This is a genomic window from Gemmatimonas sp. (genome assembly GCF_046594945.1).
Lineage (GTDB): Bacteria > Gemmatimonadota > Gemmatimonadetes > Gemmatimonadales > Gemmatimonadaceae > Gemmatimonas.
Window position 1 is genome coordinate 15,688 of record NZ_JBKJRB010000086.1, and the last position, 20,282, is coordinate 35,969.

18 protein-coding genes are annotated in these 20,282 nt (G+C 65.1%); 10 read left to right on the forward strand and 8 right to left on the reverse strand.

Annotated elements, in window-relative coordinates; translation table 11 throughout:
• The first annotated feature begins 223 nt into the window (after window positions 1-223).
• The 3 genes from ACLL97_RS10510 to ACLL97_RS10520 all read left to right on the forward strand — a co-directional run bounded on the left by ACLL97_RS10510 (window position 224) and on the right by ACLL97_RS10520 (window position 3,418).
• Window positions 224-475, forward strand: coding sequence for a hypothetical protein (locus tag ACLL97_RS10510; RefSeq protein WP_411280423.1), 252 nt, complete (start codon window positions 224-226; stop codon window positions 473-475).
• A gap of 191 nt (window positions 476-666) precedes the next feature.
• On the forward strand, window positions 667-1,536 hold the full coding sequence (locus ACLL97_RS10515; RefSeq protein WP_411280424.1) for a PP2C family protein-serine/threonine phosphatase: 870 nt from the start codon (window positions 667-669) through the stop codon (window positions 1,534-1,536).
• Between the two features lie 253 nt (window positions 1,537-1,789).
• Window positions 1,790-3,418 carry a glycosyltransferase family 39 protein gene (locus ACLL97_RS10520; protein ID WP_411280425.1) on the forward strand — a complete coding sequence of 543 codons (1,629 nt, stop codon included), beginning with the start codon at window positions 1,790-1,792 and terminating at the stop codon, window positions 3,416-3,418.
• 21 nt (window positions 3,419-3,439) lie between these two features.
• Here the strand turns inward: ACLL97_RS10520 and ACLL97_RS10525 are convergent, their stop codons facing one another.
• The 3 genes from ACLL97_RS10525 to ACLL97_RS10535 all read right to left on the reverse strand — a co-directional run bounded on the left by ACLL97_RS10525 (window position 3,440) and on the right by ACLL97_RS10535 (window position 6,908).
• Window positions 3,440-3,667 carry a hypothetical protein gene (locus ACLL97_RS10525; protein WP_411280426.1) on the reverse strand — a complete coding sequence of 76 codons (228 nt, stop codon included), beginning with the start codon at window positions 3,665-3,667 and terminating at the stop codon, window positions 3,440-3,442.
• A 213-nt stretch (window positions 3,668-3,880) separates the two neighbouring features.
• Window positions 3,881-5,842 (reverse strand): Xaa-Pro dipeptidyl-peptidase, encoded by a 1,962-nt coding sequence (locus ACLL97_RS10530; protein ID WP_411280427.1) that lies wholly within the window; start codon window positions 5,840-5,842, stop codon window positions 3,881-3,883.
• 298 nt (window positions 5,843-6,140) lie between these two features.
• Window positions 6,141-6,908: a YoaK family protein gene (locus ACLL97_RS10535; RefSeq protein ID WP_411280428.1), complete on the reverse strand. Its 768-nt coding sequence runs from the start codon at window positions 6,906-6,908 to the stop codon at window positions 6,141-6,143.
• Window positions 6,909-6,993: 85 nt separating this feature from the next.
• On the opposite strand from ACLL97_RS10535, the gene ACLL97_RS10540 reads away from it, so the two are divergent.
• The 6 genes from ACLL97_RS10540 to ACLL97_RS10565 all read left to right on the forward strand — a co-directional run bounded on the left by ACLL97_RS10540 (window position 6,994) and on the right by ACLL97_RS10565 (window position 13,242).
• Window positions 6,994-8,541 carry an HDOD domain-containing protein gene (locus ACLL97_RS10540; protein WP_411280429.1) on the forward strand — a complete coding sequence of 516 codons (1,548 nt, stop codon included), beginning with the start codon at window positions 6,994-6,996 and terminating at the stop codon, window positions 8,539-8,541.
• On the forward strand, window positions 8,541-8,846 hold the full coding sequence (locus tag ACLL97_RS10545) for a hypothetical protein (protein ID WP_411280430.1): 306 nt from the start codon (window positions 8,541-8,543) through the stop codon (window positions 8,844-8,846). The genes ACLL97_RS10540 and ACLL97_RS10545 overlap by 1 nt, the downstream gene beginning before the upstream one ends.
• A complete protein-coding gene (locus ACLL97_RS10550) occupies window positions 8,843-10,438 on the forward strand; it encodes an HDOD domain-containing protein (RefSeq protein ID WP_411280431.1) in 1,596 nt (531 codons plus the stop codon). Before ACLL97_RS10545 ends, ACLL97_RS10550 begins: the two co-directional genes overlap by 4 nt.
• Window positions 10,439-10,871: 433 nt before the next feature.
• Window positions 10,872-11,594 carry a carbohydrate porin gene (locus tag ACLL97_RS10555; RefSeq protein ID WP_411280432.1) on the forward strand — a complete coding sequence of 241 codons (723 nt, stop codon included), beginning with the start codon at window positions 10,872-10,874 and terminating at the stop codon, window positions 11,592-11,594.
• Window positions 11,595-11,644: 50 nt separating this feature from the next.
• A complete protein-coding gene (locus ACLL97_RS10560) occupies window positions 11,645-12,700 on the forward strand; it encodes an RDD family protein (protein ID WP_411280433.1) in 1,056 nt (351 codons plus the stop codon).
• 59 nt (window positions 12,701-12,759) lie between these two features.
• Window positions 12,760-13,242 carry a stage II sporulation protein M gene (locus ACLL97_RS10565; protein ID WP_411280434.1) on the forward strand — a complete coding sequence of 161 codons (483 nt, stop codon included), beginning with the start codon at window positions 12,760-12,762 and terminating at the stop codon, window positions 13,240-13,242.
• Here ACLL97_RS10565 and ACLL97_RS10570 read toward each other — a convergent pair.
• The 5 genes from ACLL97_RS10570 to ACLL97_RS10590 form a co-directional block, all read right to left on the reverse strand.
• Window positions 13,209-13,901, reverse strand: coding sequence for a DUF58 domain-containing protein (locus ACLL97_RS10570; protein WP_411280435.1), 693 nt, complete (start codon window positions 13,899-13,901; stop codon window positions 13,209-13,211). The two genes, ACLL97_RS10565 and ACLL97_RS10570, sit on opposite strands and share 34 nt — an antisense overlap.
• 103 nt (window positions 13,902-14,004) lie before the next feature.
• Window positions 14,005-14,454, reverse strand: coding sequence for a hypothetical protein (locus tag ACLL97_RS10575; protein ID WP_411280436.1), 450 nt, complete (start codon window positions 14,452-14,454; stop codon window positions 14,005-14,007).
• Between the two features lie 130 nt (window positions 14,455-14,584).
• Complete coding sequence (locus ACLL97_RS10580) at window positions 14,585-15,262, reverse strand: hypothetical protein (RefSeq protein WP_411280437.1); 678 nt, start codon at window positions 15,260-15,262, stop codon at window positions 14,585-14,587.
• A 161-nt stretch (window positions 15,263-15,423) separates the two neighbouring features.
• Entirely contained in the window at window positions 15,424-15,936 is a 513-nt protein-coding gene (locus ACLL97_RS10585) for a KTSC domain-containing protein (RefSeq protein WP_411280438.1), read from the reverse strand.
• 20 nt (window positions 15,937-15,956) lie between these two features.
• Entirely contained in the window at window positions 15,957-18,257 is a 2,301-nt protein-coding gene (locus tag ACLL97_RS10590; protein ID WP_411280439.1) for a PAS domain S-box protein, read from the reverse strand.
• Window positions 18,258-18,484: 227 nt separating this feature from the next.
• Between ACLL97_RS10590 and ACLL97_RS10595 the strand changes: the two genes are divergently transcribed.
• Window positions 18,485-19,951: a hypothetical protein gene (locus ACLL97_RS10595; RefSeq protein ID WP_411280440.1), complete on the forward strand. Its 1,467-nt coding sequence runs from the start codon at window positions 18,485-18,487 to the stop codon at window positions 19,949-19,951.
• The last annotated feature ends 331 nt before the right edge of the window (window positions 19,952-20,282 follow it).

Genomic DNA, 20,282 nt, shown 5'->3' on the forward strand with positions numbered 1-20,282 from the left:
AGTGGGTTCGTGAATGCGGTTCGGCGTGACGTATGCACCTCCGCGCGAACGTCACGGTGGACGCATGTTTCGTGCGAGCTGCGCGAAGCGCTACCGTCCTGTCCGCCTCAGTAAGGCGCGCACGAATCCTCGCGCCCGTGGCTGGGCGGCATGATCACTGCAGGGTCGGGAGAACACGATAAGATCACCTTCCGCCATTTATTCGTTCGACGAGGAGCATACGATGCTCGCCACACCGGTGGTTCAAACCGCCCGTTCGCTGATCGACATCCAGGTCGGTGAGCGCGTTGCCGTCGAGGTGGTCCTGTTCGAAATTGTTCGGGATTATTGCTCGTCGGTCGGCATTCGGCCCGGGATGGTGATGCGCCGTGAATGCTGCACCAACCGCAGCGTACTGCTCCGACGCGATGACGGCTTGCAGATCGAACTGGATCGCGTCTACGCCGCCTTCGTCGAAGTCAAACAGCTGCACTGAGCAACGACCCGAGAGATTCCGCAGGAGCGTCCGCAGGAGCGTCCTCGGCTGCGCCTGCTCAGCCCGGCGCCTTGTCCCGGTGAACGCCAACCCGTCCGGACTCACGGGAAAGTCGCGATCTATTCATACAGGTCGCTCGCCACAACCCATCGTGCGCGCTAAGCTATGCGTTGACCCGACCCCCCACTCCCATGAGCGAACCTGCAGGCCCCCCGCGCAAGCCGCGCGACGACGAGATGGACGTGTTCGGCCTCTCGCACACCGGTACGGTGCGGAAGGAGAATCAGGATCACTACCTGATGGCCACGTTTCACAAGCGCATCAACGTCATCTCCACCAACCTGCCGAACATCGAGCAGCGCTTTCCCCAGGACGGGCAGCGTCTCGCGTACGTGGCCATGGTGGCCGATGGCGTCGGTGGTGGCGTGGGTGGTGCCGAGGCGAGTGCGATCGCGGTGGAGTCGCTCATGCGCTATGTAGACGGCAGCGTCACGGTGTATTACGGCGCCAGAGCCGACGCGGCCGAGTTCATCGACCTACTGCAATCGGCGGCGATGCAGGCGCATGATGCAGTGCGTGCGCGCCGAGACGAGCAGGGGCTGCGTGGCACGATGGCGACCACCCTCACGCTGTATATCGGTGTGTGGCCCACCTACTACCTGCTGCAGGTCGGGGACTCGCGCTACTACGTGTGGCGCGATGGCGTGCTTTCGCAGATCACGCGCGATCAGACAATGGCGCAGGACCTCGTGGACGACGGCATCCTGTCGGCCAGCAAGGCCGGCAATTCGCCGATGGCCCACGTGCTGTCGAGTGCCATCGGCGCCGATAAGACGATGCCCGTGGTCACGCGTCTCGATGCCGACTGGCACAACGTGCATCTCATCTGCTCGGATGGACTCACGAAGCACGTCACGGATGCGCGCATCGCCGAGGTGCTGGGTTCGATGACGAGTGCGAAGCAGGCGGCCGAGCAGCTGTTGCAGGAGGCCCTCGACGGCGGGGGCACCGACAACATCACGATCGTCGTGGGGCGCACCACGCCCAAGTCGCTGGTCTAAGAGGCGTCGAGGCCGCGGAACCCAGCGCGAGCGGGCTTCCCAACCAACCGACCCGTTACGTAACACTAGATAGCTGAAGCAGGCGGGGCCATACTCCTTCTTCGTGCACTACCTGCCAAACCGTTCCGCAACCCGGAGTCGCACGACGTGTTTTTGGACGCCGCCGATCAGCCGCAGTTACGCGCCGCAGACGCCGAGGCGCTGACATTGACAGGCACGCGACCCGCTGATTAGCAGAATTCCGGCCCCCGGCGTGCGGCGTCCTTCACGCAGCGCCACCCGTTTCCTGCAGTCGCCGATCACGCAGGCTGCGAGCGCAGCGATCGCACTGGCGGTGATGTCCGTAGTCCATGGTGGCGACGGCCTGTGGTTTCAAGGCGACGCGCCACGACATGCCATGAACGGCCTGTTCTGGTGGGATCTCCTTCGTGCGGCACCGAGCGACCCGTTGCATTTCGTCGTGCAATACTACGCCCGCTTTCCGGCGATTTCGCCCGCGACGTACCCGCCGTTGTTCTATCTCGTCGAAGGGCTGGCATTCGCCATCTTCGGCCCGTCACCGTATGTCGCGCGAGCGCTCGTGCTGCTCTTCGCCCTGGTGGCCTGCGGCTACACGATGGAGTGGGCGCGACGCTGGATCGACCCGATGGCTGGCTGGGCGGGAGCGGTACTCGCGCTCACGCCCGCACTCGTAGTATGGTCGAACAGCATCATGCTGAATGTGCCAGCACTCGCGCTTGCTCTGGCCACACTCTACCACACACGACGCTGGATCGAGTCGAGCGCGCGACGACAGCTGGCGCTCATGGCGCTGAGTGCTGTCGCCACGATCGGCATATACTATCAAGCGGCGAGTGTGCTCGTCGTCTGCGGCGGATGGATCGTGCTGCAACGGCGGGAGATCCGCGACCGTCGGCAGCTTGCATGGCTGGCAGCCGCGATCGTCATGGCGATGCTGCCCGCTGTCGTCGCGCTGATCCTTGCGCCAGTGCAGCTGGCCCGCCACTTACCGCCGATGTCGGAACTGACGCGAGTGGTCAACTGGACCTATTACTGGCGCAAATTACCCGAACTCACGGGCTGGAGACTGCTCGCGATGGGTGGGATCGGGGTTGCCGCCAGCCTCGCGACGCCGACGTGGCGCCGCGAGGCGAGATTCCTTACGGTGTGGATCGCGGCCGTGCTCGTGTCGATCTCTTTTCTGCCTGCGCGCGACACACGATATATCCTGCTCGCGACGCCAGCCGTGGTGCTGTTGGGCGCGGTCGGCATGGTATCGGTGACCGCGCACTGGCCGTCGCGAATGCTTCGACTCAGGATTATCGCGGTGGCGGTGGCGCTCGTGCCCATGAGCATGTTGGCGACACGCACCTCGGTACCAACCGTATCCGGGATTCGCGAGGTCGCGGCGTTTCTCAAAGAGGCAGCGCCGAATGATGCGGTGCTCTTTGACGGCGCCCACAGCGGCGTCTTCGTGTTCTACCTGCGCGCGCTCGATCCGGCCTTTCAGCGTCGAGTACTGCTGGCGTCGAAGCTGCTGTACGCGAGGGCAGAGCGTTCTACGTTCGAGGTGGTCGAGGAGAGCTACGTATCGTCAACCGATGAGGTCATCTCGGCGCTGCGAACACGTGCGGGATGCCGTTACATCGCGTTTGAAACCGGCGATGTCACCCACGAGGCCGCTGGACGACGATTGTTGCGTGAAGCGTTACGGCGCCCGGAGTTCACCCTCGTCCGATCGTTCCCGGTGACGGCATGGGATCAGCGTCGCATCGATCTGTATCGCTTCGAAGGAGACATCACGCCGATCACTGGCGTCGATCTCAACTTCCCTGCGTTCTCGACTCACCAATTCCTTCAGGTGCAGCCCGTCACCCGTTGAGTTTCCACACGCCAGCCGCGGTCACGTTACCGGTTGGCCGGCGCCCGTACCGCGCGCTTCGATCGCACGGGCATTGAACCCGGCGGGAAAACCAGGATCATTGATGTTGCCGGTAGACTGCGGTGCACCACCAAATCCACCGCCACCACCGATCTTCGGTCCCTGCCTGGTCGCATCGGTCGCCCGCAGATTCCACGTACCGGTGTTGTCCCGCCGTGATCGTGCCGAACGGACGCGCGACGGTATCACTGCAGCAGCGGCGAGACATCGAGGGTGATGATCCGGATACGCGACTCGTCGTGCGATGAAAGATCGTGGGAACCGATGTGCTGCGTATTCCCGAGTCCCATACTGTGCCAGTGTACGCCGCCGTCTAAAGCGGCGCCGGTACCGCGGTACGAAACAGAAAACGCATGAGAGAATCAGAGCAGTTGAGACGGACCAGTAAAGGCGACCCGTGCGTCAGCGCATGCCGGCCTTTTGCAGCGCGCTCACTCCGCCGACCACGGGAAGTCGGAACGATGACTTCGCGAGATCGAGGGTGAGCTCGGCCCCTGCTTTCGGCCACAACGTGAATTCGCGGTCGCTCGACATGATCATCACCGCGAGCTGTTTGCCGGCAGGAATGAATTCGTCGGTAGGCTCGAGATCGAAGGTGACCTCGCGATACTCGCCGGTCTTGAGCGGCTTACCGCGATTCCTCGACGCGTAGTTGCCGCCCTTTTTGAGTGCCTTCGCGTTTTGCAGATCGGCCCACCCGTGCGACACGTTGCCGACGTGGCTCTGAGAGCCAGCGCGCGCCGAGTCGTAGGGGAGCATCACAAGCCACACGCTGAGATTCGTGGCCTTCACGTTGGCGCTCATGCGCAGCGTCACGCGAGGCGTGCCAGAGAGGTGCACGGTATCGGTGAGTACCGGCGTCGCGTACAACAGCCGATTGGCCGACGTCGACGCACTCGCGAGCGCGCTACCGCTGAACGCGACGTCGTCGATGAGCGACTCGGCGCCCGTGGTAACCGGCGCGAACGCCAGCGACGCGATGCGTCGCCCACCCGCGGTAGGATGAACCGTGACGTTCTGCGTGCCCGGCACGGGGAACGTAGCGAAGGGCGTCGGCAACGCCGCGGCGCGCAACCGCGGATTCGGCGCGGGCGCCCCGGACGATGATGGCGCCGCAACGGCCGCCATCGGGGCCTGTGCGCCAGCATCCTGCACGATGTACGCCGACTGGTCACCCGGCACGCCGTTGTTCACGCCGTACAAGTAGTGACTGAACCAACGATTGAGCATGTCCGCCGGCGGATTCCCACCATGGCCGCCCTGATGCAAATACAAGCCAACCGGTCGTCCGCGCGCCTTCATTTCGTCGTAAATACGCACGCTATGCGCCGGCGTCACGTTGTAGTCGTTCAGACCGTGTGCGAGTAGCACGGCGGCCTTGATGTTCTTCACGTACGGCAACAGATCGCGCTTCTTCCAGAAGTCGTTGAAGTCGCCGGTGACGCGGTCCTGTCCTTTTGGTCCCGCAAACACGTTGCGCTTCCAGAGCACATCGCACCGTGCACGGGTGGCCGGATCGCCGCTGGCCACGAAGTCGTACAGCACGTCGACATCTTCGCCCAAGTAGCCACCGGGTGAGCGCACGAGCCCGTTCGAACGGTAGTAAAGGTAGTACGACGTGTTCGGTGACACCGGCACGACCACTTCGAGTCCCTTCACCCCGGTCGTCGCCGCAGCCAACGGCAGCGTGCCTTCGTACGACGTGCCGATCATGCCGACCTTGCCGGTTGACCAGCTGGTAGCGCGCACTTCGTCGCGTCCGGTGGGCGTGGTGAAACCCTTGGCGCGACCGTTGAGCCACTCGATCACGAACTTCATCGGCGCGCGTTCGGGATAGTCGCCGACGGTCGCGCATCCCTGCGACAAGCCGGTGCCGGGCGCCTCCGAGTGAACCACCGCGAAGCCGCGCGGCACCCACTCGTTCACGAGCGCGTTCGAGATGCGCCGGCGGTTCGGCTGATGCACCGGCGCAGCCATGGCGCGGCGTGTGGGGGGCTGATCGCCGAGTTCCTGCTGCACGTTCCAGTTGGAATCGTCGCCCGACGTGCCGGCGAAGTACGGACTCGATCCGTAGAGCACCGGCACTTTCAGGCCACCACCGTCCGTTTGCGCGGGGCGAGTGACGTCCACGTGGACACGATCTTTGCGTCCGTCACGATCACTGTCAAAGTCGGTCTCGACCCACAGATCATGGCGAACCCACGTTGTGGAATCGCGCCATTCGGGGATCACCTGTGCCATACCGTTCACGAACACGGGGGCGACACGCTTGGCCGGCTGCTGCGCGAAGGCGGCCCGAGCGGCCAGCGCAGCGACCAGCAGAGTCGGAGGGCGAAGGTTGGCGAACAGCGAACGACGGCTCATAGCGCGGTGTCGAAAAGTGGAGGCGGCGCGGACGATCCGGCCGATCATCGGAAAGGAGCGGGCGGCAAAGATCACTATTGCTCAATGTGCGGACCGACCGGCTTCGGGGGGAGTCCGGCGACGGCGACGGTCGGCACGCCTCGCGGGCAAACTGCCTTGCCGCGGATCGACACGAATGCCCACGGATCGGCCAACGGCTCGCGAGCGAAGGTTGGGCTCGACCGCGCCCGAGATGCATGCTGTGGTTGGATCGGCGGTCATCGGCGGTCATTCGCGGCAAGGCGGCTTGTCTGCGGTCTCACTCGCCGCGGCCGCGCTCGTCCCGGAGTGCGCTGCGCACGTCGTCGAAGGCCGGCACGGCGGCGAGCGTGAGCAGCACGACGGCCAGGGGAATCGTGGCGCTGTAGCCGATCGAACGAAAACCGATCGCCCCGAGCACGCCGCCCGAGAAGAAGGACGCAAGAAGCATGGTGAGCAGCTTCAGGCGCCTGCGGTCGGCCATCACACGCGGCGCGGCCGAGCTCTCGTGCCGGTTTACATAGACATACTTGCCGAGTTCGATACCGATATCGGTCACGATACCCGTAACGTGAGTAGTCCGGATCTCCGATTGGGAGATTTTGGTAATGACGGCGTTCTGCAGCCCCATCATGAAGCTGAGCAGGCTGACGGTGGCCGGCACGAAGATGCTGTGTACCAGCTGCAGCCGCGCCCCAAGAAACCCGAATATCAGCAGCAGCGCCGCCTCGACCAGCAGCGGGAGGGCATAGGCGCTGCTGAGGCCTCGGCGGCGCGCGAAGTTCACCATAACCGCGGTGGTGGCCGCCCCGAGCGTGAACGCGCAGAGTGAGCCCACGCCGGTGAGGAAGACCTCAGTCTGTCCCAGCACCACGGCATCGGCCATCGACGAGACAATACCCGTCATGTGCGACGTGTATTGCGACACGGCGAGGTAGGCGCCGGCATTCGTGGCGCCCGCAACGAACGCCAACCCGACGCCAAGGTGGGAGTTCTCACGCTTGGTGCGAACCGTGCCGGTTAAACGCCGCGCGTAATCAATCGGCATGGGAAGAACGATAGCCGGTCGGGCCACGCCACGTAAAAGCATCTTCACGCGCTAGCATTGGCGCGAGGTGCCGATACTGGATCTCATGATGCGTCTTCAGGACCCCCTGCCCCTCGTCAGTACAGCACCCGACCGCCGTGGTGACACGGATAGCGTTACCAGCGGGGATGTCGACAGCTTCTCGATCCGGACGCGGCTCGCGCGCATCATGCAGGGGGGCGACTTCCCCGCGTTGTCGCGGCAGGTGATCGACACAATCACCACGATCGACGACGATGCCGCCTCCCTGCAGCGGCTGGCCAATATTGTCCTGCGGGAGTACGGCCTGACCCTCAGCGTGGTACGGACGGCCAACAGCGCGCACTATCGACGCGGTGGTCGCTCCACCGAAAGCGCGACGCATGCCATGATGATGTTGGGGGCCCGGGTCGTGCGGCAGCTGGCTGGTGGCATGCTGCTCTTCGAGCATTTTCAGCGACGCTCACCGGAACTGAAGGAGCTGATGATCCTGTCGCTCCTGACGGCGAACCATGCCCGCGCCACCGCGATGCAGCTGGGTCACGACGACCCCGAAGCAGCGCACCTGTCGGGGATGTTCCGCAACCTCGGCGAAGTGCTCGTGGCCTGCTACTTCCACGACGACTACCAACGTATCCATTCCCTCATTCAGGACGACGGGCGCAGTGAGGCGTCGGCACGGCGCATGGTCCTCGGCTTCGCGTACACGGACTTCGGCGTCGAAGTGGCGAATCAGTGGGGTCTCCCGGACACCATTGCCCAAGGTATGCGGGCGAGTACGCACACGTCACCGTCGGTGCTCGCCTCGGTCACCGCGTTCAGCCACGAGCTGACCCGCACGTTGTATCAAACCGACAGCACCAGCAGCGTCGGACCGGCGCTCGATGCCATGCTGGACGCCCACAAATCGCGCATCCGCCTCACGCGAGATCAAGTCGGTCGCATCGCCAGCGACGCGCTGCAGGAAACGCGCGAAGTGCTGCTGGGCACCGACAGCGAACAGAGCGTTCTGCGTCTACGCGAGCTCAATGCGGCGGCGCGAAGGGCCTTTGGTGCGTCGCTGACCTTGCCCGACGATGGCGATGTGCCTGTCATGATCGCCGAGCCCGATGTCACGGTGCGTGCGCGTCTGCGCAACGAGCTCGACGAGGGGGCCGATCCCGCGTCGGGCACGACGATCGGCACCGTGCTGCTGCAGGCGATGGAAGTGATCATGCGTGGCGGGCCGTTCGACCGCGTGGTCACCTGCTTCATGACGGGTGACCGCATGCAGCTGGTGGCGCGCACCGGATTGGGCACCGACATCGACGCGCTCCTCGCGCGCTTCTCGTTTCCGGTATCGGCCCGCGGAGGACCCGTGGTGGCACTGACGCAGCAGCGACAGGCGCTGTATCTCCCCACCGATCGCACGCTGCACACGATGGAACAGCGGTGGGCGAACGAGCAAGGCGTATCGCAGTTCGGCGTCTTTCCGCTGGTCGTGCTCGGGAAGGTGATCGGCTGTATCTACTGCGATCGCATCGGCAACGGACCAGCGCCCGACCGGGCCACGGTACGATACACGAAATCGATTGCCGACCTGGTGGTGGACGCCATTGCGCGGCGGCGTACCTAATGAGCATCGAGCTTTCCGTGCCGGACAAGTCGGCCACGTTCGAGGACCGCGGGGCCGTGCTACGAGTTCGCGGCGTCCTCGGCGGACCACTCGAATTCCGTGTGGACGAAGGACTCGTGTTCGCACGCTTCCACGATCAAGAGCCCCGCGTCTGGCGTGACGTGTCGCTCACGTCAGTCGTGGCCCTGTTCGCCGCCGACTCGCCGATCAGTACGTTTCTACGCCAGCAGGGGGCGCTCCCGCTCCGTCAGGTCTTGCTGGCCTCGTTGACCTCGAGCGTCGATGCGACGGACGACTCCGCATGAGCACGACCGCCAACCTCACGCCCGAGGCTGAGGCCTTCGTAAAAGCGGTGGGGGCGGCGGCCGACTTGCCAGCCTTCGTGCGCAACGTGCAATCCATCGGCAGCGTGGCCGCCAACCGAGACGCCCGGGTGGGCCTCCTCGAGCACGCGATCATGCAGGACGTCGCGCTGTCGGCGAACGTGCTGCGAATCGCCAACGCGGTCGCGGGGGGTGGCCAGTCGCCGAGCAACGTCGGGTCGGTGAAGCAGGCGATCATGCTGCTGGGCTTCGATCGCGTGCAGCACCTCTCCACCGCGGCCAGTGTGTTCGAGCAGCTGGAACAGGACGCGCCATCGGTGCGCGATCTGCTGGTCGAGTCGGTGCTCGCGGCCAATCATAGCCTACAGCTGTCGTTCGCGGCGGGGTACGATCGCCCCGAGCTCGCCTATCTGTGTGGACTGTTCCGCCGGTTCGGCGAACTACTGGTGGCGTGCTATCGACCGCGCCCTTACCGCGCGTGGCTGCAGCGCGTGCAGGGCGAAGGACCGGCCGTCGACGGCACGGAAGCGACGCAGTTCGGCTTCACCTTCGAAGAGGTAGGCGTGGCGCTGGCAAAGCGCTGGGGCATGCCCGTCGCGGTGGTGCGCACAATGCGCGCGTATCGTGGTGTGTCACTTGAAGGCGAGACGCTGCACGCGGTCACGCAGTGCAGCGCCGAGATTGCGCGCGGTCTGTACGGTGCCGCCTCGACGTCGGTCGGTGCGAACACGGATGTGAACGAAATACGTACTCGCTTCGCGCCGCTGATCGGCATCGATGTCGCGACGATGCAGGTGTGCATGGTAGCGGCGATCGACGATGCAAAGCCGACGCTGTCGTCGATGCAGGTGGATCTGGAGCGTTGGCTGCGTGGACACGCCGATGCCAGGGAGGTTGCGCTGATACAGCGTGATCGAGCGGATGGTGCGACGGCGGACGGAGCACATCGTGATGCGGCACTGACACCGGCCGATGTCGCGACATTGCAGGAAGCGATCGATCGACTGGCGCCCAATCCGAATGATTCCACTCAGGAAGCACGCTTGCGCGATGTGGTTCGCACGCTCGTGCAACAACGCGAACAACAGCAGGGTGCCTTCAGCGTCGGATCGGTCACCGACTCCACGTTGCGCGCGGCGTGCGAAGCCGGTTACGAACGTGGCGTGCTCGGGATCAGCACCGAGGACTTCAAAGTGATCCGCGGACGCGTGGGAATCGGCCGCGGCAGCGCCGAACTAGCGCGTAACTTTCTCCTGCGACCGACCGCCGCCTTTGGCCCACTCGGTGCCGCGCTGCAGGTACGAAGCGATCTTTTCGTGGAGATGACGGGCGCCCAGGCGAAAATGTACGGACGCGATCGTCTCATCAAAGACCTCTCTCCCAGCAACTTCGCGCTGCTTCCGCTGGTGCTGGAGCAGAAACTGATCGGCTGCCTGTATTTCGACAGTACGATCGAGTCGGTACACTCGACCGACACCGGTCGACAGCTGCTGTGCGATCTCCGCGATCATCTGGTGGCCGCCTTCGCCCGTCATCGCGCCAGCCGCTCCGAACCGACCGCAGGCGCAGCGTAGTCGTTCGAAGGTGGCAATTGTCGTCACAGCCTGACGAGCCTGGGACTGGCCGTTGCGGCCGGACTGATTATCTCCTTCGCGGCCCTTGGCGTTCGCGCCGCTGTCGTCTCCGATTCCAGCGTGAGCCGCGGGACCGCAGGACGCCCGCCTGAATTACCTGCGGCCGTGAATGGCGTGCAACCGAGGATCACGACGGCGCGTGTCGCCCGACCGATCGGTGCGACCTCAGCGATGAGGTCGGCTCGGAGGCCCGAGCGCTCCGCACCCATAGTATCCTCGCGTTGACGCTCGATATGAATTCGCTGCTCGGCGGGCGCGGTCTAACCGCGTTCGTAGAGCACAAAACGAGGACCGGACGCAACGGCTCCGACAACGCGTCGTTCGTGCAGAGCTTTCCCAACATCGACGCCGAGGATTTTCGCGCGATGGCGAAGTGTGGATCGAGCAGCGCTTTCTACAGGATCGCATTCGCATCAAAACCGGCCGGATCGACTTCAACAACAGCTTTGCGGGCACCGACCACGGCGCGTCGTTCCTGAACGCGTCGATGGGATTCTCGCCCAGCATCGTGGCCGCTCCAACATTCCCGCTCCCGTCGTTCGGTGTGGAAGCGACGGTGAGTCCACGGTCGACATTCAACGTCGGTGTTGGCGTCGTCGACGGACGCGACGGGGCGCCGGCCCCTGCTAGCGGCACGTCACGGTTCCGGATCGCTCAGGCGAACCAGCAGTGGACAATTGAGAGGTCGCCGCTCGCGGGAAGTCTCGGTGTCGGCGCATGGCAGCACACCGGCATGTTTTCCTCGATGACGGCCGATATCGACGCCGCCTTCGATATCGCCGGAACTCGCGGTTGGTACGCCACGCTCGACCAGACGCGCTGGCAGGGCCACGATCGGAACGAGGATGCGGAGAACCACGCGGAGGTAGCCGCCTTCGCGCAGTTCGGTGCCTCCGGTCTAAACGTGCCGGCGATCCACGTGCATCGCGGAGGCGGACTGACGCTCACCGGCGTGCTGACAGCACGGCCCGCCGATCGGATCGGCGTCGGTATAACCCATGCCTCGTGGGGCACCGGACGGGAAACGATCGTCGAGCCTGCGCGCCTTCGGCCACGTGGTCACGTGGTCACGTGGCGCACCGTGCTGTCCTTCTAACACGGCGACGCCCTCCGCATTGGCCATGCAGAGCGGACTCACTTGCCGCCGTGGGACGCATTCCGCTCTTTACGGTAATGGTGACCACTATTCCGCCCGCGCCGCCGGCGTCGGGGCAGACTGCCCGTCCGCCACTGTCGCAGACGGTCGATGTCGAGACGCCGGAACTCGTCGTACTCTCGTACACGGTGGCTGGCGTGGGTTCGCGCGCTGCCGCTGCATTCATCGATTACGCGATCTGTATCGCGACGTTCCTAGCGGTCATTGTCGCCTTCCTGCAGCTGCCGGTGAGAGTGGGCGGCACGTCGTCACGCGATTCGTCGGGGGCGTGGGTGATGGCCGTGTTGGGCGTCGTCCAGGTCGCGATTCTCTGGCGGTACTACGTGCTGTTCGAGGCGCTGGGCGACGGGCAGACACCGGGAAAGCGCATCATGAAGTTGCGCGTCGTGAAGGACGGCGGCCTGCCCGTCACGTTCGAAGCATCGGCCATTCGCAACGTCGTGCGCGCGATCGACCTGCAGCCGATTTTCCTGTACGCCATCGGCCTCGTGACGATCATCGCCAATGCGCGCGGCAAGCGGCTGGGCGATATGGCCGCCGGCACGATCGTGGTCAAGGAAGATCTCGTCACGCAGCCGACTACGCCACGAACGTTCGGTCGAACCGACACCCGAGGCGAGGCGCCGACGCTGCCGCCGTTATCGGCGAGCCTGACCGACGCCGAGTTTCAGCTGCTCGATCGGTTCGTAGAGCGTCGTATCGAGTTTGACGCAGCGCGTCGCACACAGCTGGCGTCCGGTCTGGCGCAGCGCTTCCGCACCAAGCTCACGCAGGATCCGGCGCATCTTCCCATCGCGCACCTGGTGCGATTGCACGACCACGAGCTCGCTGCGCGCGCGCAAGGAGCTGCCGCGCGGAACGACACTGGGGCCGCGCGCGAACGGCATCGCGTCTGGTCGCCGGTGCGCACAGTCTGCTGTACCGGCGTCGGTCGTTCACGCTACGCCGGTTGGTCGCGTTTCTGTTCTCGGATGGGCCGGCCGAGGTCCGTGCCTCAGGGCTGCCGATCGCGGTTGCGGCCACGCTGCTGTTCGGTCCGATGCTGATTGCCGCCCGCGCTGTGGTCACGCACCCCACGCTGGCGGCGACGCTGTTACCGCCGGGAATGCTGGCCCGCGCTGCCAACGGCGTCGTGGACGCGAAGCGAAGGAAAGGCTACATCGAGGATCCTCAGGTGTACCGCCCGGTCATGGCCTCGCAGATCGCCACCAACAACGTACAGGTCACGTTCATCGCGTTCGCGGGTGGCATGACGGCCGGACTGCTCACCTGCTGGGCGCTCATCATGAACGGCGTCAGCATCGGCGCCGCTCTTGGCCTCTACCTCTCCAAGGGGATCGGTTCGCTGATCTTTTCCTTCATCGCGCCGCACGGTACTGGTCCAGCGTGGAGGTCGCGCCTTCCGCCTGCTAGCCGGCGCCGTATTTCTGTTGCTCTTCGCGGGCGTGATCGAAGGATTCGTGTCACCCAATGCCGCGTTGTCGCTGCACGCGAAACTGGCCGTGTCGGCCACCAGCGCCGTAGTGCTGGCGATCTACCTGTTTTACCGAGGACCTACCGCGCGCCGCGTGCCTTGAGTTCGAGATAGCGATTCACGACACCCGCCGTCATGGTCTGCGGTGAAACGTCGAGCACCACCACACCGGCCCGACGCATCCGCTCCAACGCGGCCTCGCGCGCCTGAATCACTTCTTCGGCTGCCGCACGCTCGAAGAGCGGCTCCGTCGATGCCGCGCCGCACTGTGCGCGACATGAGCCAGCAGCGCCTGGCAGGCACGCACGTCGATCATGTCGGTGAAGTACACCACCAATGCGCGCTGCTTTATGATGGGCCGCCAGAAAGCGGAACGAGGATGCGTAGTCGGGCTCGCGCGAGGTGGCGTACACGGGAATGAACGCATCGCGCACCAGCGTACCAACCCGGTCACCGGAGGATGACGCCACGTCGGTGAGGATGAGCGCAGCACTGAGTGCATGCTCGAAACGGGAGAATTCGCCCGACAGCTGCGTCATGCCGCGCCCGGCATCCAACAGCGTGATCACTGTCTGCGAGCGCTCCACGGTAAACTCACGCGTGATGAACTTGCCCCGTTTCGATGTGCCCTTCCAGTCGATATGCCGCGGATCATCTCCGCGCACATACTCCCGCAACCGCGCGAAGGCCTGTCCCTGCCCTTTGTGTCGCAGCACGCGGATGCCCATGGCGTCGAGGTGGTGCTGCATGGCCAGCAAGCGGGAGCGACGCACCCCGGCCAACGACGGCACGAACCGGCATTTCCGTCGGGCCAATCCGCCCGATCGCCCGCAGCCGCTCATCATTGGCCACGCGCCGGTTCATGGTAGCCTCGTGTTACGCGTCCCGATAGGAAGCGCGGTTCCGCCCTTCCCAGTTCTTGATGTCATCGAGCGCCGACCGATCGGTCGCGGCGTAGCGACGACGGTCGGCATTGGTGGCCGGGTCATCGGCCGACGCGGCCACGACCGAGGCGACCGGAAGGCGCCAATGCTGCCAGCGCGAGAAAAAAGTGTCGGTGCCGATCCACTGTTCGGCCCGTCCAGACTTCTTGCCGTTCTCGAGGGGCTGATTGCCGACGGCCGTTTTGGCGAAAAGCGGCACCGCGGTACAGCGGCCGGCCGCCGCGTCCAGTCCCACAACAAGAAAATCTTGCGTACCGACTACCGACCGGTCCCCCTCGGGTCCCAGGACGGCATTGGTTTGGCAACCGCCAAGGGACCGCAACACGGCCGTGTCCAGCTGAACCACGAGCCCAAGGGTGACATCTTCGTGCGAGAATGACATGGCGGATGATGTCCGGAACCGCCAGCACTGGCAAGGTCACCCGGTGTCGCGGCTCAGGACGGGTTGGGCTCGAATCGTTTTATCGTGTGACGCAACAGCAAGCGGGCTTGTCGCCAGTCGCGATTCACCGTTAGAAAACGATTTCCACCGCGATGTGATCGCCGGACTTCAAGTTCATGGCGCGGGTGGCGACGTCGGTGCCTCCAGCGGGGCGCACGAACACGCGGATCGCGTCACCGCGCCGGATGAGGTCCTTCGGAAATGTCAGCGTGGTCTGCGTGTTGGCCGGTACTTCGCCGAGACGGATTGAGCGCACGCCCTGCTCGGCGAACACCGTCATTGGCTTGTTGCGCGGGTTGTCGATCGTGATCGTCGTGCTGGCCCGCTCCTCAGCCGTGAGCGGCACGGGGATGCTATCGATACTGGCGATGCCCGCGCTGGGCGGCACGAGCAGGCCGATACGCACCGAACCTGAGACTGAGAAGGAGGGTGTGGCGACGCCGAATCCGGCACCTTCGGGACGAGCCAAGAGACGCACGGTGCGGCGGCCATTCACCGCCCACGCCGGCAGCGGCAACGTAGCCACATCACCGGCCGCCACGACTCCCAGACGACGACCGATGCCGTCGGCCTCCAGGAAAACGGTTACCGGCGTCGCACGATCGTTCTGCACGGTCACGAGCTTCATCGTATCCCCGATCACGCGCGTCACCGGCAAGCGCGTGGGAGGCTGGGGCTGGGTCTGCTGCGCCGCGGCTTCGGTCGCTATCGTCGCAAGGCCAATGGCAAGAATCGTGAGAGCGCGCATGGTCGGGTCCTCCCGAAAGGTCGTGTGGCAGCACCGGATGCGGTACCGCTACATAGAGCGTTACGGATCGACCACACGCACCCTCGTAGGGGAATTCCCGATCTTCAGGGAATTTTTCCTGACGGGCAACTCACACAGAACAGCAACGTCCGACGTGGCAACTACGTCGGACGTTTCAGCACCTCGTACGTGTACTGTCGATCAATATGTACACGCACGAATTCTGGCGTCGACGACGCCAGTAGCAACGCTTCGAACGCCGTCGGCGGCACGCCCATGTAGCGATAGATGCGGTGGCCGATGTACTTCACGAACAGATCAGCGGTGGCGCCGTTGTAGCCCACGGAGATGACGGTCGACGGCTTTACGAAGATCTCGAGCACCGAGGCATCGGGAAACCCATCGTGTGACGCCGGACGCGACTCGCGTGGTGCAACCGGCGATGCCGATGCCCGCGCCGTACGTTGGCGCTCGAGCGCGGCCGAGAGAAACGCGTAGGCCTCGTTGATCGCCGTCGCGCGCACGAGCGCGATGGCGTGACCGGCTTGTCCGTGATGGCGATCGGGATGCCACTGCAAGATGAGCGGCCGGTAGGCGGCGTTCAGCTGGTCGATCGTGCGCACGGTGCGGAGTCCGAGCACGGCGCACTGCGCGGCAAAGGCGGCCGTGCTCATCGGATGGACATCGCGGCTTATCAGCTCTGGCGGGAGACGATCGCGTTGTGGACGGCGAGCGCGAGTTCCGTGACGGTGAACGGCTTCTGCAGCAGTCGGAAGGACACGCTGGTTTCGGTTTCGCGCGCGAGGAAGTCCGCGGTGTAGCCGGACATATAAATCACCGTCAGGTCGGGCCACCGTCGGGCGATTTCGCTCGCGAGCTCCGGACCGCTCATCGCATTCGGCATGACCACATCCGTGAGTACGAGATCCACCCGCTCCACGGCGTCGATCACACGCAAGGCGTCTGCGCCATCCTCGGCGCTGAGCGTGGAGTAGCCCAGCAATGACAGCGTACGCAGGCAGAGCCGCCGCACGTTGGGATCATCCTCCACGACCAAAACCACCGTCTCGCTCGATGCGGCCCCATGCACGACCGGCTCGACCAGTACGACGCGGTCGGAATTCGGCACATCGGACGCGGGGAAAAGCAGCGTGACCGCGGTGCCGACACCGGGCGTCGAGTCGAGCACCATTTGTCCGCCGGACTGCTTCACAAATCCGTACACCATGCTCAGGCCGAGCCCCGTGCCGCGTCCAAGGGGCTTCGTCGTGAAGAAGGGCTCGAGCGCGCGCGCCGAGACGTCCGTGGACATCCCGATGCCACTGTCAGCCACGGTTATGCGAACGTACTCGCACGGTTCGAGCACCGCGTCGCAGAGCAACCGAGCATCCGCCGCATTGACGCCGTCCACGTGAATCGTGAGCGTGCCGCCCCGCGGCATCGCATCACGTGCGTTGATGGCGAGATTGAGCAGCGCGTTGTCCAGCAGTCCGACGTCGATCCGGATGTGCGGAAGGTCCGGCGCGACACGCACCTCAACGCGGATCGTTTCGTCGATCACGCGCCGCAACACCCGACTCAGGTTCGTGATCACCTCATGGACATCGACGACGGTTGATTGCAACGGCTGCTGCCGCGAGAACGAAAGCAGTCGGCGCGTCAGATCGGCGCCGCGCCGTGCCGCGCCGATCGCTTCGGCCACGAACTCCCGTTGGTCGGCCGGCTCCGCGTCGTCGCTCAGCACCATCTCGAGATTACCGACAATGACCGCCAACAGGTTGTTGAAGTCGTGCGCCACGCCACCGGCGAGCTGACCGATGGCTTCCATCTTCTGCGACTGCTGCAGGCGCTCCTCGAGCGCGCGTCGTTCCGTGAGATCGCTGAGGGTGCCCGATATACGTCGGGCGACGCCTGCGGCGTCGCGAAAGATGAAGCCGCGCGCGAGAATCTGCAGAAAGGGCCCGGCCTTGTGCCGCATCCGGCACTCGATCTCGTACGTCGTGGCGTCACTGCGAAGCAACTGTTCAAGCCGAGCCGGCACCACGGCCTGATCGTCGCCGTGCAGGAGCCGGACCCACGTGCTCGAGTCGGCCGCGATCTCGTCGACGGCGTAGCCGAGCATCTCCCAATAGCGCGGACTGTAGTAGATCTCGCCGGTATCCAGATCCCAATCCCAAGGTCCATCGTTCGACCCCTGCAACACCAGCCGCAATCGCTCTTCCGACTTCTGCAGCGCGCGCTCGGCTTGCTTGACCGATGTGACATCAGTGAAGCTCACCACCACTTCAGACACCACGCCCGTGTGATCAAGCACGGGATAAGCGTTCCCCATCAGCCACACCAGCTGCTGGTCGCTGTCGCGCGTAAGCCCGACGACCATGTTCCGCACGAGCGCACGGGTGGTGAGGGCCCGCGTGACGGGAAATTCCTCGAGCGGCAGCACGGACCCATCTTCGCGGATGAATCGCCAGCGCGGATCGGTAATGAGCGCGCCGAGCGCCGTATCGTAGGTGACGCCCAGCAGCTGCGTGGCCTTGGCGTTGGCGTAGGTGATTTCGCCGGTCGCCTGGTGCACCACGATGCCTGCCTGAATCAGATCCAGCAGTAGTCGATTCTTCGCGGCACTTGTCCCGACCGTATGCTCGGCGGTGCGACGGGCGGTGACGTCCCGGAACAGCGCCACCATGGTCGCATCCGCGCCCGGCGGCCCATGCACCGGCAGCAGCATGAGGTCATTCCAGAACGGCGCTCCGTTCGCCCGCTGGCACAGCACTTCGTCCGCGAACAGTTGGCGGGAGGCGAGCGCGTGCCGGATTCGTTGCACTGTCGGCGGATCCAGGTCCGGACAGAGGGCCTCGTCGAACGGACGTCCCCGCAGCTGCGCGACGGTCATGCTCGTGAGCGCGATGAACGCGCGGTTGACCTCGAGCACATGTCCGCCGACACTGACCAGTACGGCGGCAAATGGCAACGATTCGAGGGACTCAACCAGCATTGGTGGCGGAGAATCCTCCGCCCGTTCCGGACGTGACATGGCGCCCCACCAAATTGGGGATCCACGGACCGACGGTGTCCGTGTTGCTCCCAATGCTACGCGCCCGAGGGGCCTTCCGCTATCGCGACCGGGCGTGCCACCGCTGCTGGAACGACTGCGCGCAGCCGGCGGTACAAGCCGTACGTTTAATCGTGTGAGTCCAATTTCCTCCCATCCTTGAGGTCCGAATGCTCCCTGCCTTGTCCGCTCGCGTGTTTTGTGCGCTCACTCTGGTCGGCGCCGCGACCCTCACGGCCACCGCCGCCCGCCCGCTGGCGGCGCAGGTCGTGCCCATCGTCGAGACGCTCGTACCCCTCGACAGCGCGCGCCGCATCACCATCATCACGCCGACGCTGGTATCACGACTCGGCCTCGTCGCGCCGGCATGGCCGGTGGTCGGCTCCTTTCGGGAGGCGCGACTTTACCGGGTGGACGGCGGCCAACATGTATTGGTGGTGGAGCGCCTGGACGGCACCGTGGCCCGCATCGCGCTTGACGCCGCCGCCTTCTCGAGCCTGCAGAACGCGGTGAGCGTCGGCCTGGTCGCGCAGGGACGCGGCGGCGAGCGCCTCATTGGTGCCGGCACCGGGGTGGTCGTATCGCAACCGGCGGGCAACACGTTCGTACGCAACCAGACCTTCCTCGGACTCGTGGCCTACGGGCCGGCCACCGCCGCGATTCTGAGCAGAAGTAGCAGTGCCGCGGCCGCCGGCGGCTACTTTCTGGCGGCCGGTACGTCGTTTTTTGTAGCCGCCAACACGGTCAAGGGCCGAGTGGTCACGCGCGCGCAGGCCGCACGCGCGGCCCACGGCGGTACGCGAGGCGCGCTTGCCGGCATCGGCATCGCGGCGATCGCCAACGCTGACGGCGGACCCGCTTGGGGAACGTCCATTCTCGCCGGCGCGATCGGTGGCACGATCGCCGGCTTTCAACAAGCCCGTGGTCTCAGCGACGGTGAAGCCGCCAGTGCCGGGTTCTTTGCCGACCTCGGCGCGCTTACCGTGCTCGGCATCGGCGGCAGCAGCGGCGCATTCAAGGGGCGGACCACGGTGGTGCCCTCTGACGCGAACAATCCGCAGTTCGGCAGCTACAGAAATACCGACAACAGCTTGCGCGGGCCCGGTAAGGCCGTCGTGGGCGGCGCGATCGGGGCGAGCGTTCTCGGCTACGCGCTTGGCCCGCGCTATGCGCGACGCGCTGCCTACAACGTGACCGCCGGCGATGTGAGCGTGGCGTTCGCCGGTGCCCTGCTGGGCGGCGCGGCCGCCTCGTCACTGATTGGTGAAAGTGGAGACGACGAGCCGAGGTACGGCTTGGCCGCCGCCGGCCTTCTTACCGGTGCCTTTCTCGCCGATCGCGGTCTCGTACGCAGGGCCGATCGCACGAGTGCCGATGGGACGCTGGTGCAACTGGGTGCGCTCGCTGGAGCGCTGATGGGCGGCGGTGTCGCCGCGATGGCCAATGGCGAGGGGCAAGTCACCCTCGCCTTGGCCAGCGCTGGCGGCCTACTCGGACTGCTGGCGACCGACGGCATCGTCAAGCCCGCCCGCGACGCGGGGCCATTGCGCGGCATTATGAAAAGTTCGGCTCGTGCACTCGATGGACGCGTATTCGTGTCACTCGGACCGGTGACTTCGGTGCGCGTGACGTTCTGAAGCACGAGCCACGGCCACCGCAACGGCAAGGGCAAGGGCAACGGCAAGGGCAACGGCTGGAACACGGAAACGACGGATTACACCGAACGGCCACGGATAAGATGAACAGCGCTTCTCACCTTCTCAGTGCTGATTCCGGGTCGTCCGTAGGCTCCGTGTTCCGGCTGTTGTTGTTTTCGGTACCTCGAGTGCAGGCCTCATTGGCGTGAGGCGTACGTCACGACGCACGACGCACGACGCACGACGCACGACGCACGAGGCACGAGGCACGAGGCACGAGGCACGAGGCACGAGGCACGAGGCACGAGGCACGAGGCACGAGGCACGAGTC